12 protein-coding genes are annotated in these 15,323 nt (G+C 65.3%); 9 read left to right on the top strand and 3 right to left on the bottom strand.

What is annotated here, in order from left to right:
* The first annotated feature begins 41 nt into the window (after positions 1-41).
* Positions 42-1,226, top strand: coding sequence for a two-component system response regulator RssB (gene rssB, locus ACXHGZ_RS06610; protein WP_084858166.1), 1,185 nt, complete (start codon positions 42-44; stop codon positions 1,224-1,226).
* A complete protein-coding gene (rssC, locus tag ACXHGZ_RS06615; protein WP_016394629.1) occupies positions 1,223-1,705 on the top strand; it encodes an anti-sigma factor antagonist RssC in 483 nt (160 codons plus the stop codon). Before rssB ends, rssC begins: the two co-directional genes overlap by 4 nt.
* A gap of 155 nt (positions 1,706-1,860) precedes the next feature.
* Here rssC and ACXHGZ_RS06620 read toward each other — a convergent pair whose 3' ends face one another.
* From ACXHGZ_RS06620 to dusA, 3 genes are all read right to left on the bottom strand, one after another.
* Positions 1,861-3,747, bottom strand: coding sequence for an alkaline phosphatase D family protein (locus ACXHGZ_RS06620; RefSeq protein ID WP_480462963.1), 1,887 nt, complete (start codon positions 3,745-3,747; stop codon positions 1,861-1,863).
* A gap of 195 nt (positions 3,748-3,942) precedes the next feature.
* Positions 3,943-4,869, bottom strand: a complete 927-nt coding sequence (gene tal / locus ACXHGZ_RS06625; protein WP_480462964.1) for a transaldolase — start codon at positions 4,867-4,869, stop codon at positions 3,943-3,945.
* Positions 4,870-4,991: 122 nt separating this feature from the next.
* On the bottom strand, positions 4,992-6,002 hold the full coding sequence (gene dusA, locus ACXHGZ_RS06630) for a tRNA dihydrouridine(20/20a) synthase DusA (RefSeq protein ID WP_480462965.1): 1,011 nt from the start codon (positions 6,000-6,002) through the stop codon (positions 4,992-4,994).
* A 464-nt stretch (positions 6,003-6,466) separates the two neighbouring features.
* Here dusA and ACXHGZ_RS06635 point away from each other — a divergent pair, with 464 nt between their 5' ends.
* The 7 genes from ACXHGZ_RS06635 to ACXHGZ_RS06665 all read left to right on the top strand — a co-directional run bounded on the left by ACXHGZ_RS06635 (position 6,467) and on the right by ACXHGZ_RS06665 (position 15,318).
* Entirely contained in the window at positions 6,467-6,757 is a 291-nt protein-coding gene (locus tag ACXHGZ_RS06635) for a hypothetical protein (protein ID WP_480462966.1), read from the top strand.
* Between the two features lie 10 nt (positions 6,758-6,767).
* Complete coding sequence (locus tag ACXHGZ_RS06640) at positions 6,768-7,400, top strand: hypothetical protein (protein WP_480462967.1); 633 nt, start codon at positions 6,768-6,770, stop codon at positions 7,398-7,400.
* Between the two features lie 816 nt (positions 7,401-8,216).
* Positions 8,217-8,699 (top strand): formate dehydrogenase subunit gamma, encoded by a 483-nt coding sequence (locus tag ACXHGZ_RS06645; protein WP_480462969.1) that lies wholly within the window; start codon positions 8,217-8,219, stop codon positions 8,697-8,699.
* Complete coding sequence (locus ACXHGZ_RS06650; RefSeq protein WP_480462970.1) at positions 8,693-10,252, top strand: formate dehydrogenase beta subunit; 1,560 nt, start codon at positions 8,693-8,695, stop codon at positions 10,250-10,252. The genes ACXHGZ_RS06645 and ACXHGZ_RS06650 overlap by 7 nt, the downstream gene beginning before the upstream one ends.
* Positions 10,249-13,125 (top strand): formate dehydrogenase subunit alpha, encoded by a 2,877-nt coding sequence (fdhF, locus tag ACXHGZ_RS06655; protein WP_480462972.1) that lies wholly within the window; start codon positions 10,249-10,251, stop codon positions 13,123-13,125. The genes ACXHGZ_RS06650 and fdhF overlap by 4 nt, the downstream gene beginning before the upstream one ends.
* Complete coding sequence (locus ACXHGZ_RS06660; RefSeq protein WP_224458533.1) at positions 13,122-13,331, top strand: formate dehydrogenase subunit delta; 210 nt, start codon at positions 13,122-13,124, stop codon at positions 13,329-13,331. The genes fdhF and ACXHGZ_RS06660 overlap by 4 nt, the downstream gene beginning before the upstream one ends.
* Positions 13,332-13,500: 169 nt before the next feature.
* The gene (locus tag ACXHGZ_RS06665) at positions 13,501-15,318 is read left to right on the top strand and encodes an ABC transporter ATP-binding protein/permease (RefSeq protein WP_480462974.1); all 1,818 of its coding nucleotides are present in this window, start codon (positions 13,501-13,503) and stop codon (positions 15,316-15,318) included.
* Positions 15,319-15,323: the final 5 nt, after the last annotated feature.

Raw genomic sequence — 15,323 nt, forward strand, 5'->3', positions numbered from 1 at the left:
CGACGCCGCTACACCAACCCAATCCGGCGCCGTTCGCCCACATGCAGAAAACCAGTGCAACGCTGCTGATCATCGATGACGACGACGTGGTCCGTGCCAGCCTCGCCGCCTATCTGGAAGACAGTGGCTTCAGCGTCCTCCAGGCCGGCAATGGCCAGCAGGGGCTCCAGGTCTTCGAAGAACACCAGCCCGACCTCGTGATCTGCGATTTGCGCATGCCGCAGATGGGCGGCCTCGAACTGATCCGTCGGGTCAGCGAGCGCGCACCGCAATTGCCGGTGATCGTGGTCTCCGGCGCGGGTGTCATGAACGATGCGGTCGAGGCCTTGCGCCTGGGCGCCGCCGACTACCTGATCAAGCCCCTGGAAGACCTCGCCGTGCTCGAGCATTCGGTGCGTCGCGCCCTCGACCGCTCGCGCCTGGTGCTCGAGAACCAGCGCTACCGGGACAAGCTCGAGGCGGCCAACCGTGAGCTGGAAGCCAGCCTACACCTGCTGCAGGAGGACCAGAACGCCGGTCGCCAGGTGCAGATGAACATGCTGCCGGAAAGCCCGTGGGTGGCCGGTGACCTGTCGTTCGAGCACCAGATCATCCCGTCGCTGTACCTGTCGGGCGATTTTGCCGACTACTTCCGCGTGGATGAGCGGCGTATCGCCTTCTACCTGGCGGACGTGTCCGGCCATGGCGCCTCGTCGGCGTTCGTCACGGTGCTGCTCAAGTTCATGACCACCCGGCTGTTGTTCGAATTCAAGCGCAGCAACAGGATGCGCGAGTTCAAGCCTTCGCAGGTGCTCAGCCACATCAACCGTGGGCTGATCAACTGCAAGCTGGGCAAGCATGTGACCATGGTCGGCGGGGTGATCGACGAGGACACCGGGTTGATGACCTACAGCGTCGGCGGCCATTTGCCGCTGCCGGTGCTCTATACCCCTGGCCAGGCCCGCTACCTGGAGGGCCGCGGCCTGCCGGTGGGGCTGTTCGAGGAGGCCAGCTACCAGGACCAGGTGCTGGAGCTGCCGCCGAGCTTCAGCCTGAGCCTGATGTCCGATGGCATTCTGGACCTTTTGCCAGGGGATACACTCAAAGATAAGGAAGCGACCTTGCCGGAAATCGTCAAGGACGCAGGGGGCAGCCTGGACGGGCTGCGCCAACGATTCGAATTGGCTACGCTTGGGGAGATGCCGGATGATATCGCCCTATTGGTGTTGAGCAGGAACCTTGAATGAGTACCGGTAGAATCCAGTTCGCCGAGCAGAGCGGGACCTTCGTCCTGAAGTTTGTCGGTGAAGTGCGCCTGACCCTGTGCTCGGCGCTGGATGCGACGATCGAAAAGATCTTCACTGCGCTGAACTTCTCGGCCATCGTCATCGACCTGACCGAGACCGAGAGCATCGACAGCACCACCCTTGGCCTGCTGGCCAAGCTGTCCATCCTGTCCCGGCAGAAGGTCGGGCTGTTGCCGACCGTGGTCACCACCAACCCGGACATTTCCCGGTTGCTGCAATCGATGGGCTTCGACCAGGTGTTCAACATCGTCGACCGCCCAGTGCCGTGCCCGGAGTGCCTGACCGACCTGCCGTCCCAGGACCAGAACGAGGATGTGGTGCGCTCGAAGGTGCTGGAGGCACACAAGATCCTCATGGGCCTGAACGACTCCAACCGCGAGGCGTTCCATGACCTGGTGAATGCCCTGGAGCGGACCTGATCCGTCGCCTGTCCCGACGCTTGCGCGGGTAAACCCGCTCCCACGGGAGCCCCACACGCTTCAAGGCGGACGAGACCAGGACCAGGCTATCCCTGCGGGAGCGGGTTTACCCGCGAAGCGGTCAGTAAAGGCCGTACAAAACCCACCAGCCACAGTCACGCTGGCCGCGTAAACTCCGTCGCCTCGTCCCCATCGGCGCTTAACTGAAACACCCGCGCTGGCCGCCCCTGCTCATCGAACCACACCTGCCCCAGCCCTGCACCATTCCACAGCCGCTCTCCCGCCTGGCTGCGGCTGGGCGTGCGCGGCACCACCTCCATCTGCCGGCGCTTGGTGAACCAGTTGAGCGGCGAGCGGGGCGCGTAGAGCCAGCGGTTCAAGCGGTCGAGTACGTCCAGCAGGCGCTTGGGGAACTGGTTCTTGATACCGCTGCTGGTGATCTGCCAGAGGTGCGGGCTGCGTTGGCGATGACGGATCAGCACTTCATAGACGAACGAGTAATGCACGTCTCCCGAAAGGATCACGTAATGCCCTGGCGTGCGCGAGTGGCGGAAGATGTTGAGGATCACCTGGGCCGCCCCCCGGTGGGCCATCCAGTTCTCGGCATCCACCAGCAGCGGGTGGCCCAGCCAGCTGAATACGCGCTGCACCGTCTCGATCAGCTTCACGCCGAAGATCGGTGCCGGGGACACGATGATCGCCGAGGGGTGATCGAGCAGCGCCTGCTGCAGTTCGCTCAGGGCTTCCCAGTCCAGCAGGCCGGAAGGTTTCTTCAGGCTGCTCTCACTGCGCCAACGGCGGGTGCGTGTATCGAGCACCAACAGCGGCGGGGTGCTGGGCAGGTTGAACTGCCAGCCCTGGAAGCGCAGTAGCTGGTCGATCAGTGCATTCTGGGCCGGGTGGTCCAGGTGCCCTTGCAGGGCCTGTTCGCCCAGGGCCTTGCTGCGCTCGACCAGTGGCTGGCAGCTATCCGGGTCGTTGCCCCAGCCCTGGCAGAGCAGGTAGCCCAGCAGTGCATTGCCGATGATCCGGCGGGAGAAGGGGTGGCCATAGGCGGTTTCCTCCCATTGCGCCGACAGGTTCCAGTCGTCGGTGATGTCGTGGTCATCGAAGATCATCAGGCACGGCAGGTGGGCCATGACCCGCGCCACCTGGTCGAGGCCCGCCGCAAACGCTTCGATCAGCGGCAGCTCCTGGCGGTAGCGGGCCTGGCGCTTGTCGGTGAGGCCCGCAGGCATGTCCAGGCGCACCAGCTGCCAGGGTGTTGGCGACCAGACCAGCAGGTACATGGCCATGACTTCGGCGAAGGTCACCAGGTGATTGTCGGCGTTGCTGCTGGAGAAGATCGGCTTGCGCTTGCCGCCGAAGAAGCGTTCGCGCAAGGTCTCGTTGCTCTCCTGGGCGGGTAGCAGGTCGGCGCGGTGGTAGTAGCAGGCCGGGTGGCGATACAGCTCGGCGCTGTCCTGGACCAGGGCGCCTTCAAGGGTTTCCTGGAACAGGCCCAGGCGCGCCACGAGCCCGTGAATGGCCCGCAACATGGGCCCCGCAACATCGTCGGCATACACCTGGTCGCCACTCATCAGCAGCAGCGCGGGGCGCTCCTGGGGCTGCTGGCACTGTTCCAGCAAGCGGTCGGCGCAGAGCAGGCCATCGGCAGCCGAGTGATGGGGCTTGCGGCAGGAGCCGTGAAGCAACTGGTCGACGCGCTCGCGCAGCACGAAATCCGGCCGTTGCTGGCCTGGGTAGAGCAGGTGCGGCGCCCAGCTGGCGATGCCTTGGGCGTCGCCCAGCAGCAAGTCGTATCCGATCGCCAGGTTGCACGGCAGCGGCTGGTCGAAACGGATGTCCAGCAGGTGCACGAACGCATGCATGCCGATCGGCACCACCTCGCAATGCAGGTTGCTCGTGATGCTTGGGCAATCGAGGACGAATTCAGGGCGAAGCGGTTGCGTGGCGACCAGCCAGATGGCCAGGCGCTGGGGTTCCAGGCGGCGCAGTACGGGGCCGGCGAGCACGAGGGGGAGTGGAGCGTCGATTGCCATTGATCCTGTGGTGTCTGCTCTATCCAATCGTGGGGCAAGCCCGCTCCCACAAGCTTGGCGCCAGCCCTGTAGGAGCGGGCTTGCCCCGCGATTGCGTCGGTCGTGTCATGGAGAAAGTGCGGTAGCAGACTCTCCCAACGAAAACGGGCGGAAAATGCTCGACATTTCCCGCCCGCCGGGCAAGCCAGATTTGTATCAGGCCTTTTCAGCCATCAACGCTTCGAGCTTCTCCTGGTCCCGGGCGAACTGGCGAATACCTTCGGCCAGCTTCTCGGTGCCCATGGCATCCTCGTTCATCGCCCAACGGAACTGGCTTTCGCTCAAGTGCTGCTTGGCTTCACCGGCCTTGCCCGGCTGGAGTACGCGGGGCAGTTGGCCCTGGTCGTCGCTCAGCTGCTGCAACAGTTCGGGGCTGATGGTCAGGCGGTCGCAGCCGGCCAACTGCTCGATCTGGCCGATGTTGCGGAAGCTCGCGCCCATGACCACGGTGTCGTAGCCATTGGCCTTGTAGTAGTTGTAGATGCGCGTCACCGACTGCACGCCCGGGTCTTCGGCGCCGACGTATTCCTTGCCGGTGCTCTTCTTGTACCAGTCGTAGATGCGGCCCACGAACGGCGAGATCAGGAACACCCCGGCGTCGGCGCAGGCCTGGGCCTGGGCGAAGGAGAACAGCAGGGTCAGGTTGGTCTGGATTCCTTCCTTTTCCAGCTTCTCGGCGGCGCGGATGCCTTCCCAGGTGGAGGCCAGCTTGATCAGCACGCGGTCACGCGGAACGCCGGCCTTGTCGTACAGCTCGATCAACTGGCGGGCCTTGGCCAGCAGGGCAGGTTCGTCGAACGACAGGCGCGCATCCACTTCAGTGGAGATGCGCCCTGGGATGACCTTGAGAATGCCCGAGCCCACCGCCACGGCGAACTGGTCGCAGGCCAGGTCCACATTGCCCTTGGCATCGCGCTTCACCTGCTTGAGCAGGTCCGCGTAACCCGGGATCGCCGCGGCCTTGAGCAGCAGCGAAGGGTTGGTGGTGGCGTCGACCGGCTTGAGGCGGGTGATGGCGTCCAGGTCCCCGGTGTCGGCGACCACGGTGGTGAACTGCTTGAGTTGTTCCAGCTTGGAGGTCATGGGCGTGCTCTGTCCTGTGCAATGACTCGACATTACCCGAGCCCCGACGGCCACTCAAGGGCCGGCGGGGCAGGTCGGGCGAGGGAATGAAGGTTCGAGTCGAAAGCGCGCCCGGGGTTCCGTCAGCGGCCCTGCAGCAGCTCGGCGGCCTGGTCGAGCACGGCCAGTGGGTCCTGGGCCTTGTGGATGTCCGCCGACAGCAGCTGGCGGAAGCGCCGCGCCCCCGGGAAGCCCTGGCCCAGCCCGAGGATGTGGCGGGTGATGTGATGGATGGCGCCGCCGCTTTGCAGGTGCGCGACGATATAGGGACGCAGCTGCGCCATCGCGTCGCTGCGGCTGACGATCGGCGCATCGCTGCCGAACAACCGCTGGTCCACCTCGGCCAGCAGGTACGGGTTGTGGTACGCCTCGCGGCCCAGCATCACGCCATCGAAGGTCGCAAGGTGCGCGTGGCATTCCTCCAGCGTCTTGATGCCGCCGTTGAGCACCAGCTCCAGGTCCGGGAAATCGGCCTTCAACTGCGCCGCCACGTCATAGCGCAGCGGCGGGATCTCGCGGTTCTCCTTGGGCGACAGGCCTTCGAGGATGGCGATGCGCGCATGCACGGTGAAGCTGCGGCAACCGGCATCACGCACCTGGCCGACGAAGTCGCACAGCTCGGCATAGCTGTCGCGGCCATTGATGCCGATGCGATGCTTGACCGTGACCGGAATGCCCACCGCATCACGCATGGCCTTGACGCAATCGGCCACCAGCGCCGGGTGGCCCATCAGGCAGGCACCGATCATGTTGTTCTGCACCCGGTCGCTGGGGCAGCCGACATTGAGGTTGACCTCGTCGTAGCCTGCCTCCTCCGCCAGCCGCGCACAGGCCGCCAACTCCGCCGGCACACTGCCGCCCAATTGCAGGGCCAGCGGGTGCTCGGACACGTCATGGCGCAGGAAACGCTGGGCATCGTTGTGCAGCAGCGCGCCGGTGGTGACCATCTCGGTGTAGAGCAGGGTGTACTTGGAGAGCAGGCGCAGGAAGAACCGGCAGTGGCGGTCGGTCCAGTCCATCATAGGGGCAACGCTGAAGCGGCGGGAGGGCTCAGTGCGTGTAGCGGCGGGCTTGGTGGTTGATTCTGGGAGCATTTGGCTAGGTGTTTCCGTACCGATTCCGGTGGGGCGCATGTGTGATGGCCGCTCGCGGCACGGTAGTATCAGGGAAAAGAGGCGGTAGTTTACCAGATTGCAGAGGCTTCGCCTGGGAGCGCTGGAGCAGGGACGACGAAGCGCGCGAGATTTTCGATGACCCAGAGCCTCCTACAAAGGCGCGATCATGGCCAGAACACCCTCATGACATCTGGCCGATTACCAACCAGATGCCTACGATCACCGCCCCACCCCAGCGACCACATCGACCGGACACATCAAGTGACCTGGCAAACGCCAGTAACAGTGTTGGACGCCGCTGCTCGGACAATCAGGCCATAGTTTCCAGGGTGTGCTGACGGCATGCCGGTATTGGCTCGCATGACCGTCGGTCGCTCCGGTTCACCAGCGGGTGGATTCAGTCATGTTTTTGTACGATGATTTTCGTATCTACAAGGAAGGCTATGAATAATGGCTTCAGGAAGGCCAAGCGCGATGTGATCGCGGCGCTTGAAACAGGTAACTACCTGCACGCGTCGCGGGGCGATATCGAGGTCAAGAACTTGCTTGCGACAGGGGAGGTGACGGCGCAGGAGGTGGCTGGCATCGTTCGCGCATGCAACGGCACCCATCATCACAGCAGCCCCCATCATGCTGTCGCGCATATCGATGTGCATCTGCTCAAGCGGCATGGTTGGTACATCAAGTTCTTTTTCATCGAACCAGACACCTGGTTCATCAGCGTACATCGGTGAGTATCAGATCATGAAGATCCTTTTCGAAGGCGACACCGGCACGGCGCTCTGCGAGCGTTGCCAGGCGGTGGTCCAGACCCGTTACCTGCGCCGCGACGTGCCGTTCAGCGATGGCCAGGGGCAGGCCAGGGATATCCTGGTGGGCGTCTGCACCGGCTGCGACACGGTGGTGGCCATTCCGCCGCAGTCCACGCCGGCGATACGCGAGGCGCGCAAGCAGCAGCTCAAGTCCATCGAAGCGCGGTTGCCCGCGGTTTACCTGGATGTCCTGGATGCGGCCATGCATGTCGTGAGCGGCGACGCCGGTGCTCATTTGCGCAAGTTGTTCCTCGGGCATTACTTCCAGATGCTGGCCCAGGGTTGCCAGGGGGAGGGCCTGCAGCCGGCCCATGAGGCGTTCGCATATGAGTTGGCGGAGCAGTTGCAGGGGCGCGGGCTGGCGTCTTCTGGTTCGACCCGGCGGTTGTCGATGAAGGTCAACCCGCATGTGGCCGAGGATTTTCTAGCGTTGCAGCAGCAGAGCCACATGAGCCAGACGGATGTGCTCAAGGCGGTGATCGCGCGGATCCAGGCGGATGTACTGCAAGGGCAGGACCCTGGGGTGATTCGCACCCTGCGGGGGCTGGTGCGGCTTGCGGGCTGATGAATTGGGCATCGGCTATTTGGGTCAAGCCCGCTCCCAGGGGCAGCGCTAGCCACTCGCTCCCCACGGCAGTCCATCCTGAACGGCTGGGTCATCGTCCACAGGATTCATAACAGCAGTATGCTCTTGCTCTTGCTACGCGATAGTCCAGGCGCCGCCAATCGCGACGTCAGGAGGCCGAGAGGAAGCCTTGCGCAGGTGGGTGCCAGGCATGGATGCCTGGCAAGCGGCGCAGGGCCATGGATGGCCCTTCGCCGCGCCCCACCGGAGCAAGGCTGGAGCGAGGGAACCCCGGAGCGAAGCGCAGGGGCCGGATGCAGGAGCCAGCGTTTTTTGGTTACTTTTTGTCGCGTCTGACAAAAAGTGACCCGCCGTAAGGGCGGAAAGGTGACTGTGCGTCGCCATCGCAAATGGACTGTTCGCCCACCTCATACCAACACCTCCCAAAAAAAGCAGAAGCATCGCCGCCGTTGGAATCGCGAATCATCCATTCGCCATGGCGGCGAAAAGTCATGCCGATGGGTTGGCTGTTCTGGCCCAATCGCGGGGCAAGCCCGCTCCTACAGCACCAGGCAAAAAACCTTCCGGCACCCCGCGTCGGTTTCAGGATGAGCCCTGTCGCTTGGGTGCAAATCTTCAGCGCCAGTACTGCCATGCTTTAAGGATGCCTAGGGAACCAGTGCGCGCAGACGCATGGCCATGGGCACGGAGGGCGTCCGTAACCATGCAACCGTGACATGGGCGGTGCGCCGCAGCAGAAGACACCGGCGGCCTGCCCAGGGAGGCAGGTCGGTCCGTGATGCCGAGGTCCGCTGTATGCCTGATGAGACGCTTCACCTGCCATTGATCCAGACCGTGCTGGAACGCTTCCAAGACACCCCCGGTGCCTTGCTGCCGATCCTCCACGCCATCCAGGAAGGCGCGGGCTATGTACCCGACGGCGCCGTTCCCGACATCGCCCATGCTCTGAACCTCAGCCAGGCCGAGGTACGCGGGGTGATCAGCTTCTACCACGATTTCCATACCACGCCGCCGGCACGCCACACCCTGCGCCTGTGCCGGGCCGAGTCCTGCCAGAGCCGTGGCGCCGAGGCGTTGGCCGCGCAACTGCGCGAACAGCTGGCGCTGGACGACCATGGCACCAGCGCCGACGGCGCGATCAGCCTGCGGCCGGTGTACTGCCTGGGCGCCTGCGCCTGCTCGCCAGCCCTGGAGCTCGACGGCCAGCTGCACGCCCGCATCACCCCTGAACGCCTGCGTTCCCTGGTCAATGGCTGCCTGGAGGACGAAGCATGCTGAAGCTGTTCATTTCCTGCGATTCGATCGCCCGCGCCGTCGGTGCCGACCAGGTCGCCGAGGCCTTGGCCCGCGAGGCCGAACGCCGGCAGTTGCCGCTGGACATCCAGCGCACCAGTTCCCGTGGCCTGTACTGGCTGGAGCCGTTGGTCGAGGTGGAGCAGGCCGATGGCCGCCACGGCTTCGGCCCGGTCGCCGTCGAGGACGTGCCTGGCCTGCTGGATGCGCTGGCCGGTGAGCCAGCCAGGCATGCGCTGGCCCTGGGGCCGGTTGAAGAAATCCCGTACCTGAAAACCCAGCAGCGGCTGCTGTTCGCCCGTGCCGGCATCACCCGGCCGCTGTCGCTGGACGACTACCGCGCCCACGGTGGCTTCGAGGGCCTGGCCCGGGCCGTTGCGCTCGATGGCGCCGAGGTAGTCGCCGCCGTGCTGGATTCCGGCCTGCGTGGCCGTGGCGGCGCGGCGTTCCCGGCCGGTATCAAGTGGCGCACCGTGCGTGACGCCCGTGCAGAGCAGAAGTACGTGGTGTGCAACGCCGACGAAGGCGACTCCGGTACCTTCGCCGACCGCATGCTGATGGAAGGCGACCCCTTCCTGCTGATCGAAGGCATGGCCATCGCCGGTCTCGCCGTGGGCGCGACCATGGGCTACATCTACGTGCGCTCCGAATACCCGGATGCGATCCGCGTGCTGAACCAGGCATTCGATATCGCCCGTGCGGCGGGCTTCCTGGGCAATGACGTCGCCGGCAGTGGCAAGGCCTTCGACCTGGAAGTGCGGGTCGGGGCCGGTGCCTATATCTGCGGCGAGGAAACCGCACTGCTGGAGTCCATCGAAGGCAAGCGTGGCATCGTCCGCGCCAAGCCGCCGCTGCCCGCGCTCGAGGGGCTGTTCGGCCTGCCGACGCTGGTGCACAACGTGCTCACCCTGGCGTCGGTGCCGGTGATCATGGCCAAGGGCTCGGCGTTCTACCGCGACTTCGGCATGGGCCGCTCGCTGGGCACCATGCCGTTCCAGCTGGCGGGCAACATTCGCCAGGGCGGCCTGGTGGAACGTGCCTTCGGCCTGACCCTGCGCGAGCTGGTGGAAGGCTACGGCGGTGGTACCGCCAGCGGCCGGCCGTTGAAGGCGGCGCAGGTGGGCGGCCCGTTGGGCGCCTGGGTGCCGCCCAGTGCCTTCGACACGCCGATGGACTACGAGGCGTTCGCCGCCATCGGCGCGATGCTCGGTCACGGGGGCGTGGTCGTCGCCGACGACACCCTGAACATGGCCAGCATGGCCCGCTTCGCCATGCAGTTCTGCGCCGAGGAGTCCTGCGGCAAGTGCACGCCCTGCCGGATCGGCTCGACCCGTGGCATGGAAGTGGTGGACCGGCTGATCGCCGCCACCGATGTCACCGAGCGCCAGAACCAGGCCCTGCTGCTGCATGACCTGTGCGACACCATGCAGTACGGCTCGCTGTGCGCCATGGGCGGGATGACCTCCTACCCGGTGGCCAGCGCCCTCAAGTACTTCCCCGCCGACTTCGGTCTGACCACCACGGAGGTCGCCCAGTGATCAATTTCTTCGACCCCGCCAGCGACATCGACCTGGGTACACCGGCCCGCGAAAGCGACGTGCAGGTCAACCTGGTCATCGATGGCCGTGAAATCAGCGTGCCTGCCGGCACTTCGGTAATGCGCGCCGCGGCGCTGCTGGGCACCACCATTCCCAAGCTCTGCGCCACCGACAGCCTGGAGGCCTTCGGCTCCTGCCGCATGTGTGTGGTGGAAATCGAGGGCATGCGCGGTTACCCGGCATCCTGCACCACGCCGGTCACCGAGGGCATGGTGGTCCGTACCCAGACCTCACGCCTGGCCGACCTGCGCCGTAACGTGATGGAGCTGTACATCTCCGACCACCCGCTGGACTGCCTGACCTGCTCGGCCAACGGCAACTGCGAGCTGCAGACCGTTGCCGGCCAGGTGGGCCTGCGCGAAGTGCGCTACGGCTACGACGGCGACAACCACCTGGACGAGCAGAAGGACGTCTCCAACCCGTACTTCGACTACGAGCCGAGCAAGTGCATCGTCTGCAACCGTTGCGTACGCGCCTGCGAGGAAATCCAGGGCACCTTCGCGCTGACCATCACCGGCCGTGGCTTCGAGTCGCGTGTGGCGGCAGCGGGCGGTGACAACTTCCTGGAGTCCGAATGCGTCTCCTGTGGCGCTTGCGTGCAGGCCTGCCCGACCGCGACCCTGAGCGAGAAGAGCCTGATCCAGCTCGGCCAGCCCGAGCGCGCCGTGATCACCACCTGCGCCTATTGCGGCGTGGGTTGCTCGTTCCGCGCTGAGATGAAGGGCGACCAGCTGGTGCGCATGGTCCCGGACAAGAACGGCGGCGCCAACCACGGCCACGCCTGCGTCAAGGGCCGCTTCGCCTGGGGTTATGCCACTCACCCGGATCGCGTCACCAAGCCGATGATTCGCAAGCACATCAACGACCCGTGGCAGGAGGTCAGCTGGGAGGAAGCGGTCAACTATGCCGCCAGCGAGTTCCGCCGCATCCAGCTCAAGTACGGGCGTGATTCCATCGGCGGCATCACCTCCAGCCGCTGCACCAACGAAGAAGCCTACCTGGTGCAGAAGCTGGTACGCGCTGCCTTTGGCAACAACAACGTCGATACCTGCGCGCGCGTCTGCCACTCGCCGACCGGCTATGGCCTGAAGCAGACCCTGGGCGAGTCCGCCGGTACCCAGAGCTTCGATTCGGTGATGCAGGCCGACGTGGTGCTGGTGATCGGTGCCAACCCCACCGACGCCCACCCGGTGTTCGGCTCCCAGCTCAAGCGCCGCCTGCGCCAGGGCGCGCGGCTGATCGTCATCGACCCGCGACGCATCGACCTGGTGGATTCGCCTCACGCTCGCGCCGAGCTGCACCTGCAGCTGCGTCCGGGCACCAACGTGGCCATGCTCAACGCCCTGGCCCACGTGATCGTCACCGAAGGCCTGGTCGACCAGCCGTTCGTCGATGCCCGCTGCGAGGCGGCAGACTTCGCCCGTTGGCGCGACTTCGTCAGCCTGCCGGAAAACGCACCTGAAGTGCTGGGCCCGGTCTGCGGCGTACCTGCCGAACAGATCCGCGAAGCGGCTCGCCTGTACGCCACCGGCGGCAACGCGGCGATCTACTACGGCCTGGGCGTCACCGAGCACAGCCAGGGCAGTACCGCGGTGATGGGCATCGCCAACCTGGCCATGGCCACCGGCAACGTCGGCCGCGAAGGCGTGGGCGTGAACCCGCTGCGTGGGCAGAACAACGTCCAGGGTTCCTGCGACATGGGCTCCTTCCCCCACGAGCTGCCGGGCTACCGCCACATCTCCAACGAGACCGTGCGCAGCGAGTTCGAACAGGCCTGGGGCGTGACCCTGCAGCCTGACCCGGGCCTGCGGATCCCCAACATGTTCGAGGCGGCCCTGGACGGCAGCTTCAAGGCGCTCTACTGCCAGGGCGAGGATATCGCCCAGAGCGACCCCAACACCCAGCACGTCACCGCCGCCCTGATGGCTATGGAGTGCGTGGTGGTGCAGGATATCTTCCTCAACGAGACGGCCAAGTTCGCCCACGTGTTCCTGCCGGGCAGCTCGTTCCTCGAGAAGGACGGCACCTTCACCAATGCCGAGCGCCGCATCTCTCGGGTACGCAAGGTCATGGAGCCGCTGGCCGGCAAGGGCGACTGGGAAGCCACCGTGGCCCTGGCCAATGCGCTGGGCTACAAGATGGACTACCGTCACCCCTCGGAAATCATGGACGAGATCGCGCGCCTGACCCCGACCTTCCACCGGGTCAGCTACGCCGAGATCGACCGCCACGGCAGCCTGCAATGGCCGTGCAACGACGAGGCGCCGGACGGCACGCCGACCATGCACATCGACCAGTTCGTGCGGGGCAAGGGCCGCTTCATGCTGACCGGCTACGTGCCGACCGACGAGAAGGTCAACAACCGCTTCCCGCTGTTGCTGACCACCGGGCGTATCCTCAGCCAGTACAACGTCGGTGCCCAGACCCGTCGCACCGAGAACGTCGCCTGGCACGCCCAGGACCGCCTGGAGATCCACCCGACCGACGCCGAGAGCCGTGGCATCAGCGATGGCGACTGGGTCGGTGTGGGCAGCCGGGCAGGGCAGACGGTGCTGCGCGCGAAGGTCAGCAATCGGGTGGCGCCGGGCGTGGTGTACACCACGTTCCACTTCCCCGAGTCCGGGGCCAACGTGATCACCACCGACAACTCCGACTGGGCCACCAACTGCCCTGAGTACAAAGTCACGGCGGTGGAAGTGGTGCGGGTGTTCCAGCCGTCCGAATGGCAGAAGCGCTACCAGGCCTTCAGCGATGAACAGCAGCGGCTGCTCAAGGAACGCCGCCAAGCCGAGAAAGCCGAGGTGCGCCGATGAGCAGTGGTCATGAAAGCCTGGTCAAGATGGCCAACCAGATCGCCCAGTACTTCGCCAGCGAGCCCGACCGGGCGCTGGCGGTGCAGGGGGTGAGGCAGCACATCCAGAGCTTCTGGACGCCGGCCATGCGTCGGCAGCTGGGGGAATGGTCGCAGGCCAACCCGCAGGCCGAGCTGCATCCGCTGGTGCGCGAGGCGCTGGCCTAGCGCGGTGCTGCCCAATCGCCGGCGACTGTGCAAGGCGGCCACCCTGTGGGAGCCGGCTTGCCGGCGATTGGGCCTGGCCGCAAAAGATGAAAAGTCCGTCATATATGCCTGACGAATCCGGGGGCAATGCTACGCTCGCCAGACAACCCGCATTCGTATGGAAGTCACCATGGACATGAACTGGCACCAGGCCCTGCAGGAGAGCCTGAGCTGGCTCGCAATCGCCTCTCTCTTCACCCTGGCCGGCTTTGCCGCCGCTGGCGCCCTGGCGGTGCGTTTCACCCGTTGGGGGCGGCAGTTCTGGCAGCTCGCCGGCGCCTATTTCAACTTCAGACGCAGCTGGCGCCCCTTGCTGGTGTTCGCGCTGTTGCTGGTGCTGACGCTGTTTTCAGTGCGCCTGAACGTGCTGTTCTCGTTCTGGTACAACGGTTTCTACAGCGCCCTGCAAGCCCTCGATCAGACGGCGTTCTGGTACCTGCTGGGCGTATTTGCCGTATTAGCCACCATCCATGTGCTGCGCTCGCTGTTCACCTACTACGTGACCCAGGCCTTCAGCATCCGCTGGCGCGTGTGGCTGACCGAACGCCTGACCGCCGACTGGATGCAGGGCGATGCCTACTACCGCGGGCGCTTTCTCGCCGAGCCGGTGGACAACCCCGACCAGCGTATCGAACTGGACGTCAACGCCTTCGTCACCGGTTCCGTATCCCTGGCCCTGGGGGCGGTCAGCGCGCTGGTTTCCCTGGTCGCCTTCACCGCTATCTTGTGGGGGCTTTCCGCACCGTTGACGCTGGCGGGCATGGAGATTCCCCGGGCGATGGTGTTCGCTGTGTACCTCTACGTCATCGTCGCGACCTGGATCGCCTTCCGCCTCGGGCGCCCGTTGATCCGCCTGAACTTCCTCAACGAAAAACTCACCGCCAACTTCCGTTATGCCCTGATGCGCCTGCGCGAGAATGCCGAGAACATCGCCTTCTACCAAGGGGCCCAGGTGGAGCGGGGCACGCTGTTGGGGCGCTTCGGCGCGTTGATCGTCAACGTCTGGGCGCTGGTCTACCGGAGCCTGAAGTTCAATGGTTTCAACCTGGGGATCAGCCAGGTCGCGGTGGTGTTCCCGTTCATCCTGCAGGCGCCGCGCTTCTTCAGCGGCGCGATCAAGCTCGGTGACGTCATGCAGACGTCCCAGGCGTTCGGCCAGGTGCAGGATTCGCTGTCGTTCTTCCGTGAGTCCTATGACACCTTCGCCCAGTACCGCGCCACCCTGGACCGTCTGACCGGCTTCATCGACGCCAACCAGCAGGCCGGCGCGTTGCCGCGGGTGACCACCGAAGACCAGGCCCAGGCGCTGGATATCCGTGGCCTGCAGGTACTGCGCCCCGATGGCCACCCGTTGATTGCCGACCTCGAACTGCGCCTGCAGACCGGTCAGGCCCTGTTGATCAAGGGGCCCTCCGGCAGTGGCAAGACCACATTGTTGCGAGCGCTGGCAGGCCTGTGGCCTTATGCCGAGGGCCAGGTCGCGCGGCCGTTGGGCAACCGTGCGCTGTTCCTCTCCCAGCGCCCGTACCTGCCCCTGGGCGACCTGCGCACCGCCATCGCCTACCCGGCGGCCGGTGCTGTCGAGGATGACCCACGCATGCAGCAAGCCTTGCGCCAGGTCAACCTGGCCCACCTGGCCGAGCGCCTGGACGTGAGTTGCGACTGGTCGCACATCCTGTCGGTCGGTGAGCAACAGCGCCTGGCCTTCGCCCGGCTGTTGTTCAACCGGCCGCAGGTGGTGTTCCTCGACGAGTCCACCTCGGCCATGGATGAGGGGCTTGAACATGCGCTCTATTCACTGCTGCGCAACGAAATGCCCGACACCTTGCTGGTGAGCGTCGGCCACCGCAGCACACTGGCCGCGTTCCACACCCACAGGCTGGAAGTCGATGGCCAGGGCGGCTGGTCGTTGTTCGAGCAGCAAGCGGCCGAGGGCACGCTGGCCTAGTTCTG

It is taken from the genome of Pseudomonas shiyinii (assembly GCF_056725765.1).

Excerpts from the sequence above, each read along its gene's own strand:
- ACXHGZ_RS06665 (WP_480462974.1), top strand. The coding sequence starts at position 13,501 with ATGGACATGAACTGGCACCAGGCCCTGCAGGAGAGCCTGAGCTGGCTC.
- dusA (WP_480462965.1), bottom strand. The coding sequence starts at position 6,002 with ATGCTCCCAGAATCAACCACCAAGCCCGCCGCTACACGCACTGAGCCC.
- tal (WP_480462964.1), bottom strand. The coding sequence starts at position 4,869 with ATGACCTCCAAGCTGGAACAACTCAAGCAGTTCACCACCGTGGTCGCC.
- ACXHGZ_RS06650 (WP_480462970.1), top strand. The coding sequence starts at position 8,693 with ATGCTGAAGCTGTTCATTTCCTGCGATTCGATCGCCCGCGCCGTCGGT.
- rssB (WP_084858166.1), top strand. The coding sequence starts at position 42 with ATGCAGAAAACCAGTGCAACGCTGCTGATCATCGATGACGACGACGTG.
- ACXHGZ_RS06640 (WP_480462967.1), top strand. The coding sequence starts at position 6,768 with ATGAAGATCCTTTTCGAAGGCGACACCGGCACGGCGCTCTGCGAGCGT.
- rssC (WP_016394629.1), top strand. The coding sequence starts at position 1,223 with ATGAGTACCGGTAGAATCCAGTTCGCCGAGCAGAGCGGGACCTTCGTC.
- ACXHGZ_RS06660 (WP_224458533.1), top strand. The coding sequence starts at position 13,122 with ATGAGCAGTGGTCATGAAAGCCTGGTCAAGATGGCCAACCAGATCGCC.
- ACXHGZ_RS06620 (WP_480462963.1), bottom strand. The coding sequence starts at position 3,747 with ATGGCAATCGACGCTCCACTCCCCCTCGTGCTCGCCGGCCCCGTACTG.
- ACXHGZ_RS06635 (WP_480462966.1), top strand. The coding sequence starts at position 6,467 with ATGAATAATGGCTTCAGGAAGGCCAAGCGCGATGTGATCGCGGCGCTT.
- ACXHGZ_RS06645 (WP_480462969.1), top strand. The coding sequence starts at position 8,217 with ATGCCTGATGAGACGCTTCACCTGCCATTGATCCAGACCGTGCTGGAA.